General features: G+C 67.4%; 16 protein-coding genes. 5 read left to right on the top strand and 11 right to left on the bottom strand.

From position 1 onward, the window contains the following. A partial coding sequence (locus AB4Y99_RS14665) for a hypothetical protein (protein WP_441523825.1) occupies window positions 1-231 on the top strand: 231 nt, incomplete at its 5' end. Between the two features lie 109 nt (window positions 232-340). On the opposite strand, the gene AB4Y99_RS14660 is transcribed toward AB4Y99_RS14665, so the two are convergent. The 3 genes from AB4Y99_RS14660 to recA all read right to left on the bottom strand — a co-directional run bounded on the left by AB4Y99_RS14660 (window position 341) and on the right by recA (window position 4,969). Continuing rightward, entirely contained in the window at window positions 341-1,000 is a 660-nt protein-coding gene (locus AB4Y99_RS14660) for a hypothetical protein (RefSeq protein ID WP_441523824.1), read from the bottom strand. Further along, complete coding sequence (alaS, locus tag AB4Y99_RS14655) at window positions 1,000-3,642, bottom strand: alanine--tRNA ligase (protein ID WP_441523823.1); 2,643 nt, start codon at window positions 3,640-3,642, stop codon at window positions 1,000-1,002. The genes AB4Y99_RS14660 and alaS overlap by 1 nt, the downstream gene beginning before the upstream one ends. A 280-nt stretch (window positions 3,643-3,922) precedes the next feature. Beyond that, entirely contained in the window at window positions 3,923-4,969 is a 1,047-nt protein-coding gene (gene recA, locus AB4Y99_RS14650) for a recombinase RecA (protein WP_112765288.1), read from the bottom strand. A gap of 412 nt (window positions 4,970-5,381) precedes the next feature. Between recA and motA the strand changes: the two genes are divergently transcribed. Beyond that, a complete protein-coding gene (motA, locus tag AB4Y99_RS14645) occupies window positions 5,382-6,239 on the top strand; it encodes a flagellar motor stator protein MotA (RefSeq protein ID WP_441523822.1) in 858 nt (285 codons plus the stop codon). Window positions 6,240-6,267: 28 nt separating this feature from the next. Next, window positions 6,268-7,140 carry a flagellar motor protein MotB gene (locus tag AB4Y99_RS14640; protein WP_441523821.1) on the top strand — a complete coding sequence of 291 codons (873 nt, stop codon included), beginning with the start codon at window positions 6,268-6,270 and terminating at the stop codon, window positions 7,138-7,140. 125 nt (window positions 7,141-7,265) lie between these two features. On the opposite strand, the gene cckA is transcribed toward AB4Y99_RS14640, so the two are convergent. The 8 genes from cckA to AB4Y99_RS14600 form a co-directional block, all read right to left on the bottom strand. Continuing rightward, complete coding sequence (gene cckA / locus AB4Y99_RS14635; RefSeq protein ID WP_441523820.1) at window positions 7,266-9,770, bottom strand: cell cycle histidine kinase CckA; 2,505 nt, start codon at window positions 9,768-9,770, stop codon at window positions 7,266-7,268. 85 nt (window positions 9,771-9,855) lie between these two features. Beyond that, window positions 9,856-10,923, bottom strand: a complete 1,068-nt coding sequence (flhB, locus tag AB4Y99_RS14630; RefSeq protein WP_441523819.1) for a flagellar biosynthesis protein FlhB — start codon at window positions 10,921-10,923, stop codon at window positions 9,856-9,858. A 6-nt stretch (window positions 10,924-10,929) separates the two neighbouring features. Further along, window positions 10,930-11,688 carry a flagellar biosynthetic protein FliR gene (gene fliR, locus AB4Y99_RS14625; protein ID WP_038359952.1) on the bottom strand — a complete coding sequence of 253 codons (759 nt, stop codon included), beginning with the start codon at window positions 11,686-11,688 and terminating at the stop codon, window positions 10,930-10,932. An 80-nt stretch (window positions 11,689-11,768) separates the two neighbouring features. Beyond that, window positions 11,769-12,035, bottom strand: coding sequence for a flagellar biosynthesis protein FliQ (gene fliQ, locus AB4Y99_RS14620; RefSeq protein ID WP_038358647.1), 267 nt, complete (start codon window positions 12,033-12,035; stop codon window positions 11,769-11,771). A gap of 21 nt (window positions 12,036-12,056) precedes the next feature. Continuing rightward, the gene (fliE, locus tag AB4Y99_RS14615) at window positions 12,057-12,383 is read right to left on the bottom strand and encodes a flagellar hook-basal body complex protein FliE (RefSeq protein WP_038358645.1); all 327 of its coding nucleotides are present in this window, start codon (window positions 12,381-12,383) and stop codon (window positions 12,057-12,059) included. Between the two features lie 32 nt (window positions 12,384-12,415). Further along, the gene (flgC, locus tag AB4Y99_RS14610) at window positions 12,416-12,826 is read right to left on the bottom strand and encodes a flagellar basal body rod protein FlgC (RefSeq protein ID WP_038358643.1); all 411 of its coding nucleotides are present in this window, start codon (window positions 12,824-12,826) and stop codon (window positions 12,416-12,418) included. A 26-nt stretch (window positions 12,827-12,852) separates the two neighbouring features. Further along, window positions 12,853-13,248: a flagellar basal body rod protein FlgB gene (locus AB4Y99_RS14605; RefSeq protein WP_038358641.1), complete on the bottom strand. Its 396-nt coding sequence runs from the start codon at window positions 13,246-13,248 to the stop codon at window positions 12,853-12,855. A 37-nt stretch (window positions 13,249-13,285) separates the two neighbouring features. Continuing rightward, window positions 13,286-13,708, bottom strand: a complete 423-nt coding sequence (locus AB4Y99_RS14600) for a hypothetical protein (RefSeq protein WP_260368366.1) — start codon at window positions 13,706-13,708, stop codon at window positions 13,286-13,288. Between AB4Y99_RS14600 and AB4Y99_RS14595 the strand changes: the two genes are divergently transcribed. Both AB4Y99_RS14595 and fliP read left to right on the top strand, forming a co-directional pair. Further along, a complete protein-coding gene (locus AB4Y99_RS14595) occupies window positions 13,679-14,839 on the top strand; it encodes a hypothetical protein (RefSeq protein ID WP_441523818.1) in 1,161 nt (386 codons plus the stop codon). The genes AB4Y99_RS14600 and AB4Y99_RS14595 overlap by 30 nt on opposite strands. Before the next feature lie 153 nt (window positions 14,840-14,992). Beyond that, on the top strand, window positions 14,993-15,750 hold a 758-nt coding region (gene fliP / locus AB4Y99_RS14590), incomplete at its 3' end, for a flagellar type III secretion system pore protein FliP (protein WP_441523817.1).

Raw genomic sequence — 15,750 nt, 5'->3', positions numbered from 1 at the left:
CTAGCCGCGAGCCTGCGGCAAGATTCGGAAACGAAATGGCCTTGGAAATGCCGGCTCGGCACCCAAAAAGCTGCACAGACCAGTTCTAGCAAGCAAGGCATGAACACAGGCTTTGCACTTGCCATGGGCGTTGTCGCCGGATTGCTGACAAATCTGTCGGCCGGGATCACCGTAGCCGGYCTCGTCTGGATGATGCTGATGGCGCTCCGCGAGGTCACGCGCCAGTATTGAGACCTCGTAGAATGTGAGCCGTTGCGGAACGGAGGCCGGGCCGCTTTGCGTTCCCGGAACGATCCGCACGAGCCGCAAACCACCGCATCGGGGTGGTCTCAGACGGGATTCATTCCACCTTGACGGGACGGCGGGCTAGAATGACGGGGCCGCTGATCGGTGCGTTCATCAGATAGCGCAATTCGTAGACGCCCGGCTGCTCCGGCGCCTCCAATGTCGCCTCGACATTCTCGGCCGGGAAGAAGCGCGGCCCATCGGCCTCGGCCGGAGCCTCGGGCTGCACCAGCACGACGCGATCCTGCTCGCCGTTCGGGCCGATGCCGCGTACCGGCAGCGCCTGGCTATGGCCGACGCGCTCGGGGGCGGCCAGGGTCGCGCTCGGCTCGGTCGTGACGAACGGCTGGCGCAGCAGGATTTGGGGCGCGCCGTCCTTCTCGACGGTCAGCCGCAATTCGTAAGCGCCGACGGCTCCGGGCGTCTGCAGGGAGGGAACGGTGGTCTTCGGCTGAAGGACGACGATGGCCTTGTCGGCCGGATCGTCCGGGCGGGCGATGGCGAGGCGTGCGCCCTGCGGCGCGTTGCTCAGGAAGACGCTGAGCGGGGCGCCGGCCATGATGCTGCGCGCCGCCGAGATCGCGGGCTGCGGCGGACGCGGGGCCGGCTTTTGCTGCTTCTGAGCTGACGCGACGGCCGGCCAGAGGCCGGCCGTGATCAGCACGACACGGCGGGAGAGGGCGCCTATGGCGGCACCGCTCTTCCGGGTCTGCATCAGCCCATCGCGGCCGCGACGGCGTCGAGCGCTTCCTGCGCCTTGCTGCCGTCCGGTCCGCCGGCCTGGGCCATGTCGCGGCGGCCGCCGCCGCCCTTGCCGCCGAGCTGCTCGGAGGCCGCGCGCACCAGCGCGACCGCATCGAAGCGCTCGGTCAGGTCGGGCGTGACGCCGACGACGACGCCGGCCTTCCCGTCATCGGCGACGCCGACGATGGCGACGACGCCGGAGCCGACGCGCGCCTTGGCCTCGTCGGCGAGGCTCTTGAGGTCCTTCATCTCGATGCCGGTGACGGCCCGCGCCAGGAGCTTGGCGCCGGCGATTTCCTGGATCGGTTCTTCGGCTGCGCCGCCGCCGCCCATGGCGAGCTTCTTGCGGGCCTCGGTCAATTCACGATCGAGCTTGCGGCGCTCCTCGATCAGCGCGGCCAGACGGTTTCCGGCCTCCGAGGCCGGGACCTTGAGCAGGCTCGCGAGCCCATCGAGCAGGCGCGATTCTTCGTTGAGGCGCAGGCGGGCGCCATTGCCGGTCATGGCTTCGAGACGGCGGACACCCGCCGCCACCGCGCCTTCGCCGACGATGCTGACGAGGCCGATGTCGCCGGTGCGCGCCGCATGGGTGCCGCCGCAGAGCTCGACCGAATAGGCCTTGCCGGCCGGGTTCGTGCCCATCGCGACGACGCGGACCTCGTCGCCGTATTTCTCGCCGAAGAGGGCGCGCGCGCCCGAAGCGATCGCCTCGTCGACGCTCATCAGCCGGGTCGTGACCGGTTCGTTCTTCAGCACGATCGCATTGGCGATCTCCTCGACCTCGCGCAATTCCTCGGCGCTGATGGGCTTGGGATGCGAGAAGTCGAAGCGCAGCCGGTCGGGCGAGACCAGCGAGCCCTTCTGCGCGACATGGTCGCCGAGGACGAGGCGCAGCGCCTCGTGCAGCAGATGCGTCGCCGAATGGTTGGCGCGGATCGCGGTGCGGCGCTCATGATCGACGATCAGCTCGACGGCAGCGCCGAGCTTCAATTCGCCTTCCTTGACCGTGACGCTATGGGCGAAGACGTCGCCGAGCTTCTTCTGGACGTCGGAGACCTCGACGACCGTGCCCGGCGCCTTGACGACGCCGGCATCGCCGACCTGGCCGCCGGACTCGCCGTAGAACGGCGTCTGGTTGACCAGCATGAAGCCGCTCTCGCCGGCCTTGAGGGACTGGACCTCGGCATTGTCGCGGATCAGCGCGGTGACCACGCCCTCGGCAATCTCGGTGTCGTAGCCGAGGAACTCGGTCGCGCCGAGCCTGTCGCGCAGCGGGTACCAGAGCGTCTCGGTCGCGGCCTCGCCGGAGCCGGACCAGGCGGCGCGCGCCTTGGCCTTCTGCTGCTGCATGGCGGCGTCGAAGCCCTCGACATCGACCGTGATCTCGCGGGCGCGCAGCGCGTCCTGCGTCAGGTCGAGCGGGAAGCCATAGGTGTCGTAGAGCGTGAACGCGACGTCGCCCTTGAGGCTCTGGCCGGCGGTCAGGTCCCTGGAGGCGTCGTCGAGCAGCGAGAGGCCGCGCGCCAGCGTGGTGCGGAAACGGGTTTCCTCCAGCTTCAGCGTCTCGGTGATCAGCGCCTCGGCGCGGACGAGCTCGGGATAGGCCCGGCCCATCTCGCGGGTCAGCACCGGCACGATCCTGTGCAGCAGCGGCTCCTTGGCGCCGAGGAGCTGCGCGTGCCGCATGCCGCGGCGCATGATCCGGCGCAGCACATAGCCGCGGCCCTCATTGGAGGGCAGCACGCCGTCGGCGATCAGGAAGGCGGAGCAGCGCAGATGGTCGGCGATGACGCGGTGGCTCGCCTTCATCGGCCCGTCGGCGGGGACCGAGGTCAGGTCGGCGATGGCGCCGATCAGGGCCCGGAACAGGTCGATATTGTAGTTGTCATGCGTGCCCTGGAGCACGGCCGCGACGCGCTCCAGCCCCATGCCGGTGTCGATCGAGGGGCGGGGCAGGTCGGTCCTGATGCCGCCCGCGGCCTCCTCGTACTGCATGAAGACGAGGTTCCAGATCTCGATGAAGCGGTCGCCATCCTCCTCGGGCGAGCCGGGCGGGCCGCCCCAGATATGGTCGCCATGGTCATAGAAGATCTCGGAGCAGGGGCCGCAGGGGCCCGTGTCGCCCATGCGCCAGAAATTGGCGGACGTCGGGATAYGGATGATCTTGTCGTCGGTCAGGCCGGCGATCTTCTTCCAGAGGGCATGCGCCTCGTCGTCCTCGGAATAGACGGTGACGAGGAGCTTGTCCTTGGGCAGCTCGAACTCGCGCGTGACCAGCGTCCAGGCGTGGGTGATCGCCTGTTCCTTGAAATAGTCGCCGAAGGAGAAGTTCCCCAGCATCTCGAAGAAGGTGTGGTGGCGGGCGGTGTAGCCGACATTGTCGAGGTCGTTGTGCTTGCCGCCGGCGCGCACGCATTTCTGCGCCGTGGTGGCGCGGGAATAAGGACGCTTCTCCTGGCCGGTGAAGACGTTCTTGAACTGCACCATGCCCGAATTGGYGAACATCAGCGTCGGGTCGTTGCGCGGCACGAGCGGGCTCGACGGCACGACCTCGTGGCCCTGAGACTTGAAGTAGTCGAGGAAGGTCGACCGGATATCGTTGACGCCGCTCATCGGTTCTTGCGCTTTTCAACACGGGCAGGGCCGGGCTGGCGCCCGGCGGGAACGACCGGTTCTAGTCAGGCCGCTCGCGCCTGTCCAGAAAGCTCGTTGCAGCGCACCGCGCGCAAGGTCTTATCGGCAAACGAAAACGGGCGGCCCGAAGGCCGCCCGCTTGATGGAACGTCATTCTCGGGCGGAGCGAAGCCCAGACTCGAGAAGCTCTCTCAGGATAGGTCGCCCCATTCGGCCTGAGATGCTCGGGTCAAGCCCGAGCATGACGGCATTGGTTGTCTCAGGCTTCGCCTTCGTCAAGATCGTCCGCGGTCGGGTCCGCCTGATCGAGAATGCGCTCGGCGACGAGCCCGGAATTCTGGCGGATCGTGGCCTCGATCTTGGCGGCCATGTCCGGATTTCCCTTCAGGAAGGTCTTGGCGTTCTCGCGGCCCTGGCCGAGGCGCTGGCTGTCGAAGGAGAACCAGGCGCCCGACTTCTCGACCATGCCGGCCTTGACGCCGAGGTCGATCAGTTCGCCGACCTTCGAGATGCCCTCGCCGAACATGATGTCGAACTCGACCTGCTTGAAGGGCGGCGCGACCTTGTTCTTGACGACCTTGACGCGGACCTGATTGCCGGTCGCCTCGTCGCGCTCCTTCAGCGTCGAGACGCGGCGGATGTCGAGGCGCACCGAGGCATAGAATTTGAGCGCGTTGCCGCCGGTGGTGGTCTCCGGGCTACCGTACATCACGCCGATCTTCATGCGGATCTGATTGATGAAGATCACCATGCAGTTCGAGCGCGAGATCGACGCGGTGAGCTTGCGCAGCGCCTGGCTCATCAGGCGGGCCTGCAGGCCGGGCTGGACATCGCCCATCTCGCCCTCGATCTCGGCGCGGGGCGTGAGCGCGGCGACCGAGTCGACCACGAGCACGTCGATGGCACCGGAGCGCACGAGGGTATCGGTGATCTCGAGCGCCTGCTCGCCGGTGTCGGGCTGGGAGATCAGCAGGTCGTCGAGATTGACGCCGAGCTTGCGGGCATAGACCGGGTCGAGCGCATGCTCGGCATCGACGAAGGCGCAGACGCCGCCCTTCTTCTGGGCTTCGGCGATGGTATGCAGCGCCAGCGTGGTCTTGCCCGAGGATTCCGGCCCGTAGATCTCGATGACGCGCCCCCTGGGCAAGCCGCCGACGCCGAGCGCGATGTCGAGTCCGAGCGAACCCGTGGAGATCGTCTCGATCTCGATCGAAGGCGAGTTCTTGCCGAGCCTCATGATCGAGCCCTTGCCGAAGGCGCGTTCGATCTGGGAGAGCGCCGCATCGAGCGCCTTGGCCTTGTCCATCGAGGAGCCTTCCACGAGCTTGAGATTTGCCTGATTCACGGTTCGGGCTCCTTATGGCAGGGCTGCAGAGACATCTCAATGCGTCTTGACAGGAGAATGGTCACGCTTTGTTCCTGTCGGCAAGTTCTTTTTTTGTTCCCGTCGGGGGTATGGTGACAGGAGATGTCATGAGCCCGTTCTGACCAAGGGGACAAATGGGCGATCCGCGGGCAACCGGACATTGGGAGATCGCCCGGATCCGGTCGCTTCTCGCTCCTGCCGCCCAAGCCTCGAAGCGGTGGCCGGAGGACGACGCTTACAARCCTGCGGGCCACTGGCCATAAACTCGCCCTTAACCTTGATCGGGCATTTCCTCGGACCAGTGAGTGGCTTCGCGCGGGCTGTACCTGCTGCGGCGCGAGGGTGGCAAACCATGCGGCTGATCGTCGGCACAATCATCGTCTTCGTCTGCGTCTTCGGTAGCTACGCGGCGATGGGCGGCCACCTCGAGGTCCTCTGGCAGCCCTTCGAGTTTGTCATCATCCTCGGTGCAGCGATCGGTGCCTTCGTCATCGGCAACCCCGCGCCGGTGCTCAAGGCCGTGCCCGCCATGCTCGGCTCGCTCATGAAGGGCGCCAAGTACAAGCAGGAATGCTACGTCGAACTGCTGGGGATGCAGTATTCATTGTACAAGCTCRTGAAGCAGAAGGGCATGCTCGCGGTCGAGCAGCACATTGAAAATCCGAGCGAATCGACGCTGTTCAACGCCTTCCCGACTTTTGCGGCGAACCATCATGCGGTCGAGTTCGTCTGCGACTACATGCGCATGTTGACGATGGGCGCCAACAACGTCCACGAGATGGACGCTCTCATGGACGAGGAACTGGAGACGCACCACCAGGAGCAGGAGCGTGTCGTTGCGGCCATGCAGTCGCTTGCCGACGGAACTCCGGCGCTCGGCATCGTCGCCGCCGTGCTCGGCGTGATCAAGACGATGGGGGCGATCACCGAGCCGCCGGAGGTGCTGGGACATCTGATCGGCGGCGCGCTCGTCGGCACCTTCTTCGGCGTCTTCGTTGCCTACGGCTTCTTCGGGCCCATGGCGCAGTCGCTCAAGGGCATCTATGAGGCGGAAGCCAAATACTACCTTTCGCTCAAGGCGGGTCTGCTCGCCCATATCGCCGGCCAGCCGCCGGTGATGGCGGTCGAATTCGCCCGCAAGGCTCTGATGAGCGACGTCCGTCCGACCTTCAGCGAAGTGGAAGCGGCAACCGCCGGCCTGCCCGCCTAGATCTGACACAATCTCCAGCAGGCACTCGATGACCAAGCCCGTCCAGCCGATCATCATCAAGAAGGTCAAGAAGGCCGCTCATGCGCACCATGGCGGCGCCTGGAAGATCGCCTATGCGGACTTCGTGACCGCCATGATGGCGTTCTTCCTGCTGATGTGGCTGATCAGCATGACGACGCAGGAGCAGAAGATCGGCCTGGCGGAATACTTCGCGCCAGCGGCTGCGAGTCTTTCAACTAGTGGCGCTGGCAGCGTCCTGATGGGCAGTGCCCTGGACAAGGCCGGCAACAGGTCGTCGGTGCCCCGCGACGCCGCGAGGGGCACGACCGGGCAGGACGACAAAGCGCGTCCGACCAACTCGGGCCACGCCAGCGACCGCGAGACGAACCGCCCGTCCGCCGGCGTGCAAGCCAATTACAGCGCCATCGCCAGCCTCCGGCAGGCGATCCAGAGCATGCCCGAAATTGCCGAGCTGTCGCGCAACATCGTGATCGAGCCGACCAAGGAGGGGCTGAACGTTTCCCTCGTGGATGAGAACGGCCGCGCCATGTTCCCCGAGGGCTCGGTCCAGCCCYACSAGCRCACCCGTCKCGTGCTGGWGGCGCTCGCGCCCACCCTGCGCCGGATGCCCAACCAATTGTCTGTCGCCGGCCACACGGCCGCCGCGAGCCCGGGCGCGGTGCCGGCCGTCGATTCCTGGAGCCTCACCGCCGGGCGCGCGCTCGCCGTGCGTGAGATCCTGTCGGGTGCCGGGCTTCCCAGCAACCGCTTCACGTCCGTGGTGGGACGCGCCGACACCGAGCCGCTTTTCGTCGAGAATCCCTACATCCCGCCGAACCGACGGGTGACGATCACGCTGCTCAATGCGGAGCCGCCGCTGCCCCCGGGCGCCCGTCCCTGACGGGCTAGGCACCATCGAAACGATGCTCCGTGCCGACTGTGGGTTTAAGACGAGCCACGCCGTCTGATCGGAGCATAAAATCCACTGGGTGAAGCAGGATTGGCCCGCGCCGCCGTTGGGCCCGATCAGCCCATCGCCGCTTTCACCGTCTCGACGAGCTGCTTCATGGTGAAGGGCTTGGGCAGGAAGTGGAAGCTTTCACCCTCGGGCAGGTTCTTGCGGAAAGCTTCCTCGGCATAGCCGGAGACGAAGACGACCTTGGTGTTCGGATTGCGCTGGCGCAATTCGCCGAGCAGGGTCGGGCCGTCCATCTCGGGCATGACGACGTCGGAAACGACGAGGTCGATGTTGCCGTCCTTCTGCAGGAAGATGTCGAGCGCCTCGACGCCCGAGGCGGCCTCGTGGACGGTATAGCCGCGCGAGACCAGCATGCGGGCGTTGAGCGCACGCACCGCGTCCTCGTCCTCGACCAACAGGATGACGCCGGCACCGGTGTGGTCGGCGGCGAGCTTCTTCGGTGCCTCCTTGGCGGCGGCTTCGGCGGCGATCTCCTCCTCGCTCGGGACATGGCGCGGCAGGAAGATCTGGAAGGCCGTGCCCTTGCCGACGGTGGAGTCGACGAAGACGTAGCCGCCGGTCTGCTTGACGATGCCGTAGACCATGGAGAGGCCCAAGCCCGTGCCCTTGCCGACCTCCTTGGTGGTGAAGAAGGGCTCGAAGATCTTGTCGAGATGCTCCTGCGGGATGCCGGTGCCGCTGTCCTCGACCTCGAGCAGCACGTAATCGTCGATCGGCAGCGCTTCGTGGGCGAAGCTCACGCAATCCTCGCGGGCGACGTTGCGGGTGCGCACGGTCAGCTTGCCGCCATCGGGCATGGCGTCGCGGGCATTGACGGCAAGGTTGACGATRACCTGYTCGAGCTGRCCGAGATCGGCCTTGACCGRCCAGAGATCGCGGCCCTGACGGACGTCGAGCGTGACCTTGTCGGCGACGACCCGCTTCAGCATCAGCGAGAGATCCGAGAGCACTTCTCCGAGCTCCAGCACCTGCGGACGCAGGGTCTGGCGGCGCGAGAAAGCGAGCAGCTGCCGCACCAGCGCCGCGGCGCGGTAGGCGTTCTGCTTGATCTGCATGATGTCCGGGAAGGACGGGTCGGTCGGCCGGTGGCTGGCGAGCAGGAACTCGGAGGCGTTGATGATGACCTGCAGCACGTTGTTGAAGTCGTGCGCGATGCCGCCGGCCAGCTGGCCGACGGCCTGCATCTTGCCGGCCTGGTCCATGTTGTCGCGCAGCTTGCGCTCGGCGGTGGTCTCCAGCGCGTAGACGATGGCGCGCTCGCCATCGCCGTCCTCGGAGGCGGCGACGGGCGAGAGATAGAGCCTCGCCGAGCGGCCATCCTCGCCCGAGAGCGTCACGTCGAGCGGGCTTGCCCCCGAAACGCCCTCCATCGTCTCGATCATCGCCTTGTCCAGGCCGGAGCCCGGTGCGGCGAGATCCTGGATCGTCACGACCTGTACGCCGGCCGGGACCAGCCGGGCGAAGGCGGCGTTGGAGCGCAGAATCGCGCCGGCCTTGTCGACGGTGGCGATCGCCATCGGCGTCGAGTGGAAGAAGCGCGCGAAGCGGACCTCGGCATCGCTGCGGCTATCGGCACCGGCCTCGCCGGCGGCGCGGTTGAGGACCAGGGTGCGCGAGGGGCCGGCGCGTCCGTCCTGACCGAAGGCGACCTGATGGTGCAGGCGCACCGGCAGGGGAGAGCCGTTGCGGCGCTTGAGGTCGAGATCGAGCATCTCGACCCGGACATCGCCGGGCTGGCCGCGGATCGCCTGAATGAGGGCGGCGGCGGCCGGCGTGCAGATATCGTCGAGATGCAGGCCGCCCGAGCCGAAGCGGGCGAGGTCGAAATCGAGCCAGCCTGACAGCGTCGCGTTGAGATAGGAGACCTCGCCATCGGCGTCGATCGAGACGAAACCGGCGGGCGCATGGTCGAGATAGTCGATGGCGTGCTGGAGCTCCTGGAAGGCGTTCTCCTGCCGCTCGCGCTCGGGGGTGACGTCGGAGACGGTCCAGAGCGTCGCGGTCGAGGTCTCGCGGCGCACCGGCGCGACGCGGACGCGATACCAGCCGACCTCGCCGCGCCCGTTGAGCGCGGGTTCCAGCCGGACCTCCTCGACGAGGCGGCGATTCTCGCGCGCGGCGGTGGCGAGCCGGTAGATCGCTTCGGAGACGTCGGCGCGGCCGGTGAGCAGCCGGCCGACCGGCTTCAGATCGTTGGCGCCGGTTGCGCCCGCGAGGCCGAGATAGGCCTCGTTGGCATAGACGATGTCGTTCTCGCCCTCGGTGACGACGATGCCGTCATCGGCGCCGTCGACGATGGTCTTGGTGAGGTCGTTGCGCGCGGCGCGGCCGGAGAACTGGATCAGGCCGATCGCATAGGCGAAGAGGCCGAAGACGCCGACGACGGAGAGGATGGCGAGCAGGCCGAGGATYAGCGGCTGSGCCCATTCRTTGGCGATGAAGCCGAGCGCGATCGCSGCKCCRACGAGCAGGCCGGCGACRAGCAGGATGACGCCGATATGGCCCGGCTTGTCGGAGCGATCGATCGCGCTGGTGGCCGTGCTTCCGCTCATTGCGGTCAAGTCCGTTTCCTTGCTGCCGTGCCCGTCCGGCGGGGAGAAGACTGGCGGCTTAGGTTCATTCGCATCCGCTGTCGAGTTAGGCGCGGCGGCCCTTCAGGCGCAAGACGTAACCGATGACTTCGGCGACAGCCTGATAGTGTTCGACAGGAATTTCTTCGTCGATGCCGACCGTCGCATGGAGTGCGCGGGCGAGCGGCGGATTCTCGACGATCGGGACGTGGTGCTCGCCCGCGACCTCGCGGATCTTGAGCGCGACGGCATCGACGCCCTTGGCGAGGCAGAGCGGCGCGGCCATGCCGGGCTCGTATTGCAGCGCCACCGCGAAGTGGGTCGGGTTGGTGATGATGACCGTCGCCTTGGGCACGGCCGCCATCATGCGCTTGCGCACGCGCTGGCTGCGGATCTGGCGCAGCTTGGCCTTGATCTCGGGATTGCCCTCGGAGTTCTTGAACTCCTGCTTGAGCTCCTCCTTCGTCATCTTCTGGCGCTGGTACCAGGAAAAGCGCTGCCAGACGAAGTCGCCGATGGCGATGACGGCGAAAAGCGCCAGCACAGCGCCCATGAGCTGGATCGCCAGCGAAAGCGCCGCCGGCATCAGCGCGGACACGTTCATCTCGGCGAAAGCTTCCAGCCGGTCGTGCTGGTTCCAGAGCGTGTACCAGATCACGATGCCGATCAGCGTCGTCTTGGCGAGGCCCTTGGCGAAGTTGACCCAGGCYTCCTTGCCRAASAKCCGCTTGRSSCCRGCCATCGGCGAGATGCGGTCGAATTTCGGCATCAGCGGCTCGAAGGTCCAGAGCRGCTTGTGCTGGATSARCGCRCCGGCMAGSCCSGCGCAGAGGATGAAGGCGAAGGGCAGGCCGAGCGCCATGAAGCCSGTCAKCACGCCTTGCCGCGTCACCTGCATGAAGGCGGCGCCGTCGGGCGGAACCTGATGGGCGTTCATCAGGAAGCCGCGCAGCGAGAGCATGGCGTCGCGTGCCGACCAGCCGGCAGCGACCAGCAGCGACAGCGTGAAGCCGCAGAGCACGAAGAAGGTACCGATCTCCTGCGATTTGGGGACGTCGCCTTTCTCCGTGGCTTCGTCCAGCTTTCGCTGGGTCGGGTCCTCTGTCCTGTCTTCCTTGTCGGAGTCGTCCGCCATCCCGCGCTAGCCCCCGGTGAACTGGCGCAGGAAGACGCCGAGCCCGTTCATGAAGACGCTCATCATCACGCCGAGGACGACGAGCAGCATCAGCATGCCGCCGAAGATTGAGGCCGGCACGGCGAGGAAGAAGACCTGGAGCTGTGGCATCATCCGCGCCAGCACGCCCAGCCCGAGGTTGAAGAGCAGGCCGAAGACGATGAAGGGCGCCGCGATCTGCACCGCCAGCGCGAAGCCCTGCGCCGTGGAGCGCACGGCGAGCGTCATCACGTCCGTCAGATCCGGCGCACCGCCGGGCGGCAGCAGGCGGTAGCTCTCGTGGATCGCGGCGATGGCGATGTGGTGCAGGTCGCTGGTGAGGATCAGCGTGATGCCGAGCATCGTCAGGAAGTTGCCGATCGAGGGGTTCTGGTTGCCGCCGGTGGGGTCGACCGTCATGGCGAAGCCCAGGCCCATGGACTGGGCGACGATGGTGCCGGCCGTCTGGAGCGCCGCCATCACCAGCCTGGCGCAGACGCCGATGACAAGCCCGATCAGCAATTCGCCGATCAGCAGCGTGGCCAGGGCGGGGAGGGTCTCCGGGATCTGCAGCGAGGGACGCGCCATCGGCAGGATCATCAGCGCGATGAAGAAGGCGAGCGAGAGCCGGGCGCGCGAGAAGATGAAGCGCTCGCCGATGCCGGGCATGAGCATGACCAGCGTGCCGACCCGCGCGAAGACGAGCACGAACAGCGCGCCGATCTGGGGCAGGATCGCGATCTGCATCGTGCCGCGGTCATCCTCGCGCCGGAATGGACGCCGCGGGACGGCACCACCGGCGAGGGCGGGGCGCAGCCGCGGCAGGTTCATCCGCCCGTGGCGATTCGGACGGCGACCCGTCCCATATAACCTGCCAGCGCGTCTCCCATGAACGGAAGAAGCAGGAGCAGCGAAGCGAAGACGGCGAGAATCTTCGGGACGAAGACCAGCGTCTGCTCCTGGATCTGGGTCAGCGCCTGCACCAGCGAGACGACGAGGCCGACGAGCAGCGCGACCGCCATCAGCGGGCCGCCGACCTTGAGGAAGACGACGATGCCGTCGCGGGCGATGTCGAGGATGGCTCCGGAAGTCATGGTTTCGATCCGTCCCCGCCGTCAGACCGGCATCCGCATGATGTCTTCATAGGCCGCGATGACGCGGTCGCGCACCGCCACCAGCGTCTCGATCGCGGTCTCGCTTTCGGCCACCGCCGTGACGACATCGACCACGTCGGCACGGCCGGCGGCGACGCTCGCCGTCTGGACGTCGGCCTTGCGGCCGGCCTCGGCCGTGGAGTCGAGCGCCTTGCCGAGCAGCGCGGAGAAGTCCGGGCCGCCCGCTTCCGCGCCGCCGATGCCGGCGGCGGGTTTCTTCATCAGATTGCCGGCGCCCAATCCCCCGATAGAGGCATAGGCGCCTGCAGCGAAGCCCGGTGTAGCCATGGCGGTTCAGTCTCCTTCTGGAGGCGCGCTGTTCAGGCGCGCAGGATGTCGATGGTGCGCTGGATCATCCGCCGGGTGGAGGAGATCAGGTTCAGGTTGGCCTCGTAGCTGCGCTGGGCCTCGCGCATGTCGACCATCTCGACCAGCGAATTGACGTTCGGCATCTGCACGTTGCCGCTGGCGTCGGCGGCCGGGTTGCCGGGCTCGTGCTTGACGCGGAAGGCGCTGGGGTCGCGCTGGACGCGGCCGAGCGCGACCGTCTGGGCATCGAGCTCGCGGTCGAAATGGCGCTGGAAGCTCGGCACCTTGCGGCGATAGGGGTCGGCGCCGGCGCGCTCCGGCCCGGAATCGGCGTTGGCGATGTTCTCGGCGATGACGCGCATGCGCCCCGACTGGCTGCGCAGGCCGGAGGCGGCGATGGCGAGGCTCTTCATCAGTTCCATGAGATGCTCCCTCCGCGATCGCTGCTTCAGCGGCCCTTGCCGATCGCGATCTTCATCAGGCCGAGGCCCTTGCTGTAGAGCGAGGCGGCGAGCTGGTAGTCGGACTGGTTCTGGGCGACCTTCATCATCTCGTCCTCGAGGTTGACGGCGTTGCCGTTCGGGGTCGTCTCGAAGCGCGGCGCGCCGGTGCTGTCGAAGCCACCCTTGCCGCCGGTCAGGCTCATATGTCCGGCGCTGGTGCGGGCGAGCGCCACGCCGCCCCGGTCGAAGCCCGGCGGCTTCAGGTCGACGGGGCGGAAGCCCGGGCTGTCGGCATTGGCGACGTTCTCGGACAGCACCTTTTGCCGCGACTGCTGGTAGTGCATGCGCAGCTTGAGGGCCTGCATGAGGCCGCCGCCGATGTTCAAGCCGTCATTCGCCATGGCTGCCGCCTCGCAGGGGCGGGCCCGCATGGCCGCCTCACTGGGCAAATCTTGCCGGGCTCATGGTTAAGAAGGCGTTAAACGCATCGCCTTTCGGATAACCGGTTAACCACGCGTTCACCATGTTTCCCGTTAAGGAAAGCGTTATGCTATAGCCAAGGTGTTGAACCTTGAGCGGAACTTCTGCCGCCCAGGGCGGCCGTCGCGGAAGAGGCAGACCTTGCAGAGCTTGTTCGGATTGGAACTCACGACCGCACAGAAGGTGATCGTCGCCTCCGTGGTCATCCTGGTACTTCTTGCCCTGCTCGGCCTGTTCGTTCGGCAGATACAGGGTGGGCGCCTCAGGATGCGCGGGCAGGCCGGCGGTCGGCAGCGCCAGCCACGGCTGGGCATCGTCGATACCTATGATCTCGACCGGCAGCGCCAGCTCGTGCTGATCCGCCGCGACAATGTCGAGCATCTCATCATGCTCGGCGGGGCCTCCGACGTCGTCGTCGAGACCAATATCCTGCGCAGCGGCGCGCGCGCCACGGCTCCCTCCTATAGCGAGGGCGCGGCGCCCGACAGGCCGCTGCCGCCCTTCGAGACGCTGGTGCCGCCGAGCGAGCCTGCGCTACGGGCCGGTGACGAGATTCGTCGCGGTGCTGCGGTTTCCGCCAGCCCCGACGTCCTGCCCCCGTTGCCCACCCGCCATTCGCACACGCATGCCGAGGCTGCCACCGCCGCGAGCGCGGGCGTTGCAGCCGCGCTCGGCCTCGAGGAGGTCGGCACTGCCGCTGCGCCCGCGCCGGTTGCGCCCGCTCCGGTTCCGCCGGTGCCGACTCCCATGCCCCCGATGACGACCGGCCCGGCTCCGAGCTTCCCGCGCGAGCATGCGCCGGCGCCCGCCGTGAGCGCTGACGAGCTCGACGACATGACGAAGCAGCTCGAGGCGGCGCTGAAGCGTCCGTTCTCGGCCGTGCGGCCCGCGAATCTGCCGCCCGAGCCGCAGGTAGAGGCGGTCGTGGCGCCGCCCAAGCCCGTCGCTCCTGCGCCGGTCGCTCCGGCAACGAGCCGGGAGCCGATCGCTTCGCCGTTCAAGCCGGTCGAGCCGCCCAGGACCATGGAGCCGCCCAAGCCGGCCGGTCCCTTCGCGCCTGCGGACCGGGTCAAGCCGGCCGAGCCGGCGAAAGCTCAACCGGCTCCGGATGCTCCCGCAGCGCCGTCGACCCCGGCTTCGGTGGCGACGAGCATGGAAGCCGAGCTCGAGGCGGCTCTCGGATTGAAGCCGGCGCGCGTGCCGCCGGCGCACGCCGAGCCGAAGCCGCCGCAAGCGAGCCTTGCCGCTGAAAAACCTGCCGCTGAAAAAACCGCCAGCGAGAAGCCTGCCAGCGAGAAGCCCGCGCCGGTCGTTGGACCGGTGGAGCCGGAACCGTCCGTGACCGTTGCGGAGCCTGCCCAGCCCAAACAGGCCGAGGCCCCCGAGCCGCAGAAGCCGGCCGAGGCAGCCAAGGAGCCGGAGCCGGCGAAGGAGATCGATCCGTTCTCGGTCGATGCGATCGAGGCCGAGTTCGCCCGGCTGCTCGGCCGCGATCCCAAGGCGAAATCCTGAGCGGCGCGGCGCGCCGGCACAGCCCGGCCGCCGCCATCAACAGGAATGTCGCCGATCCTGCGGCGGGCCGGTCCGCTGCGGTTGCTTGCCGATGCCCGCCCGCTAGCTTCGTCTCGCCCGATCGTCTGAGTCGGGCGGCAGCGACGGTCGCGCGTGATACCCTACCTCGCCACGGCAAGACGGCGGCGCCTGTGCCGATCCCTGACGGCAGCGGTGCTGCTGCTCGGCCTCGTCGCGACGCCGGCAATGCCGCAGACGCTGTCGCTCGATCTCGGGCAGGGCGGCGGCGTGGCGGAGCGGGCGCTCCAGCTCATTGCCGTCATCACGGTGCTGTCGCTGGCGCCGTCCATCCTGGTCATGGTGACGTCGTTCACGCGCATTGTCGTGGTGCTGTCGCTGCTGCGCTCGGCGCTGGGCACGCAGACGGCGCCGCCCAATACGGTGATCATCGGGCTGGCGCTGTTCCTGACCGGTTTCGTGATGGCGCCGACCCTGCGGGAAGCCTACACGACCGCCGTGCAGCCGCTCATCGCCGGGCAGATCCAGCCGCAGGAAGCCTATAATCGCGGCGTCGTGCCCTTCAGGACCTTCATGCTGAAGCATGTGCGCGAGAAGGATCTGCAGCTCTTCCTCGACATGTCGCAGGGCGCGCGCCCCCAGACGCCGCAGGATATCGGCATCGAGGTGCTGGTGCCGRCCTTCATGATCTCGGAGCTCAGGCGGGCTTTCGAGATCGGCTTCCTGCTGTTCGTGCCCTTCCTGATCATCGACCTCGTGGTCGCCTCGATCCTGATGTCGGTGGGCATGATGATGCTGCCGCCGGTGACGGTGGCGCTGCCGTTCAAGCTGATCTTCTTCGTGCTGGTCGACGGCTGGGGGTTGGTCGCCGGCTCGCTGGTGAAGAGCTATGG

The sequence above is a fragment of the Allobosea sp. TAB14 genome (assembly GCF_052113865.1).
GTDB classification, from domain to species: domain Bacteria; phylum Pseudomonadota; class Alphaproteobacteria; order Rhizobiales; family Beijerinckiaceae; genus Allobosea; species Allobosea spartocytisi.
The sequence above is the reverse complement of the archived record's forward strand: the minus strand, read 5'-3'. Positions and strand labels throughout refer to the sequence as shown.

Bases quoted from the DNA above. Each gene is read 5' to 3' on its own strand.
- AB4Y99_RS14660 (WP_441523824.1), bottom strand. From the start codon at position 1,000: ATGCAGACCCGGAAGAGCGGTGCCGCCATAGGCGCCCTCTCCCGCCGT.
- recA (WP_112765288.1), bottom strand. From the start codon at position 4,969: ATGGACAAGGCCAAGGCGCTCGATGCGGCGCTCTCCCAGATCGAACGC.
- fliR (WP_038359952.1), bottom strand. From the start codon at position 11,688: ATGCAGATCGCGATCCTGCCCCAGATCGGCGCGCTGTTCGTGCTCGTC.
- fliQ (WP_038358647.1), bottom strand. From the start codon at position 12,035: ATGACTTCCGGAGCCATCCTCGACATCGCCCGCGACGGCATCGTCGTC.
- fliE (WP_038358645.1), bottom strand. From the start codon at position 12,383: ATGGCTACACCGGGCTTCGCTGCAGGCGCCTATGCCTCTATCGGGGGA.
- flgC (WP_038358643.1), bottom strand. From the start codon at position 12,826: ATGGAACTGATGAAGAGCCTCGCCATCGCCGCCTCCGGCCTGCGCAGC.
- AB4Y99_RS14605 (WP_038358641.1), bottom strand. From the start codon at position 13,248: ATGGCGAATGACGGCTTGAACATCGGCGGCGGCCTCATGCAGGCCCTC.
- AB4Y99_RS14600 (WP_260368366.1), bottom strand. From the start codon at position 13,708: ATGCTCGACATTGTCGCGGCGGATCAGCACGAGCTGGCGCTGCCGGTC.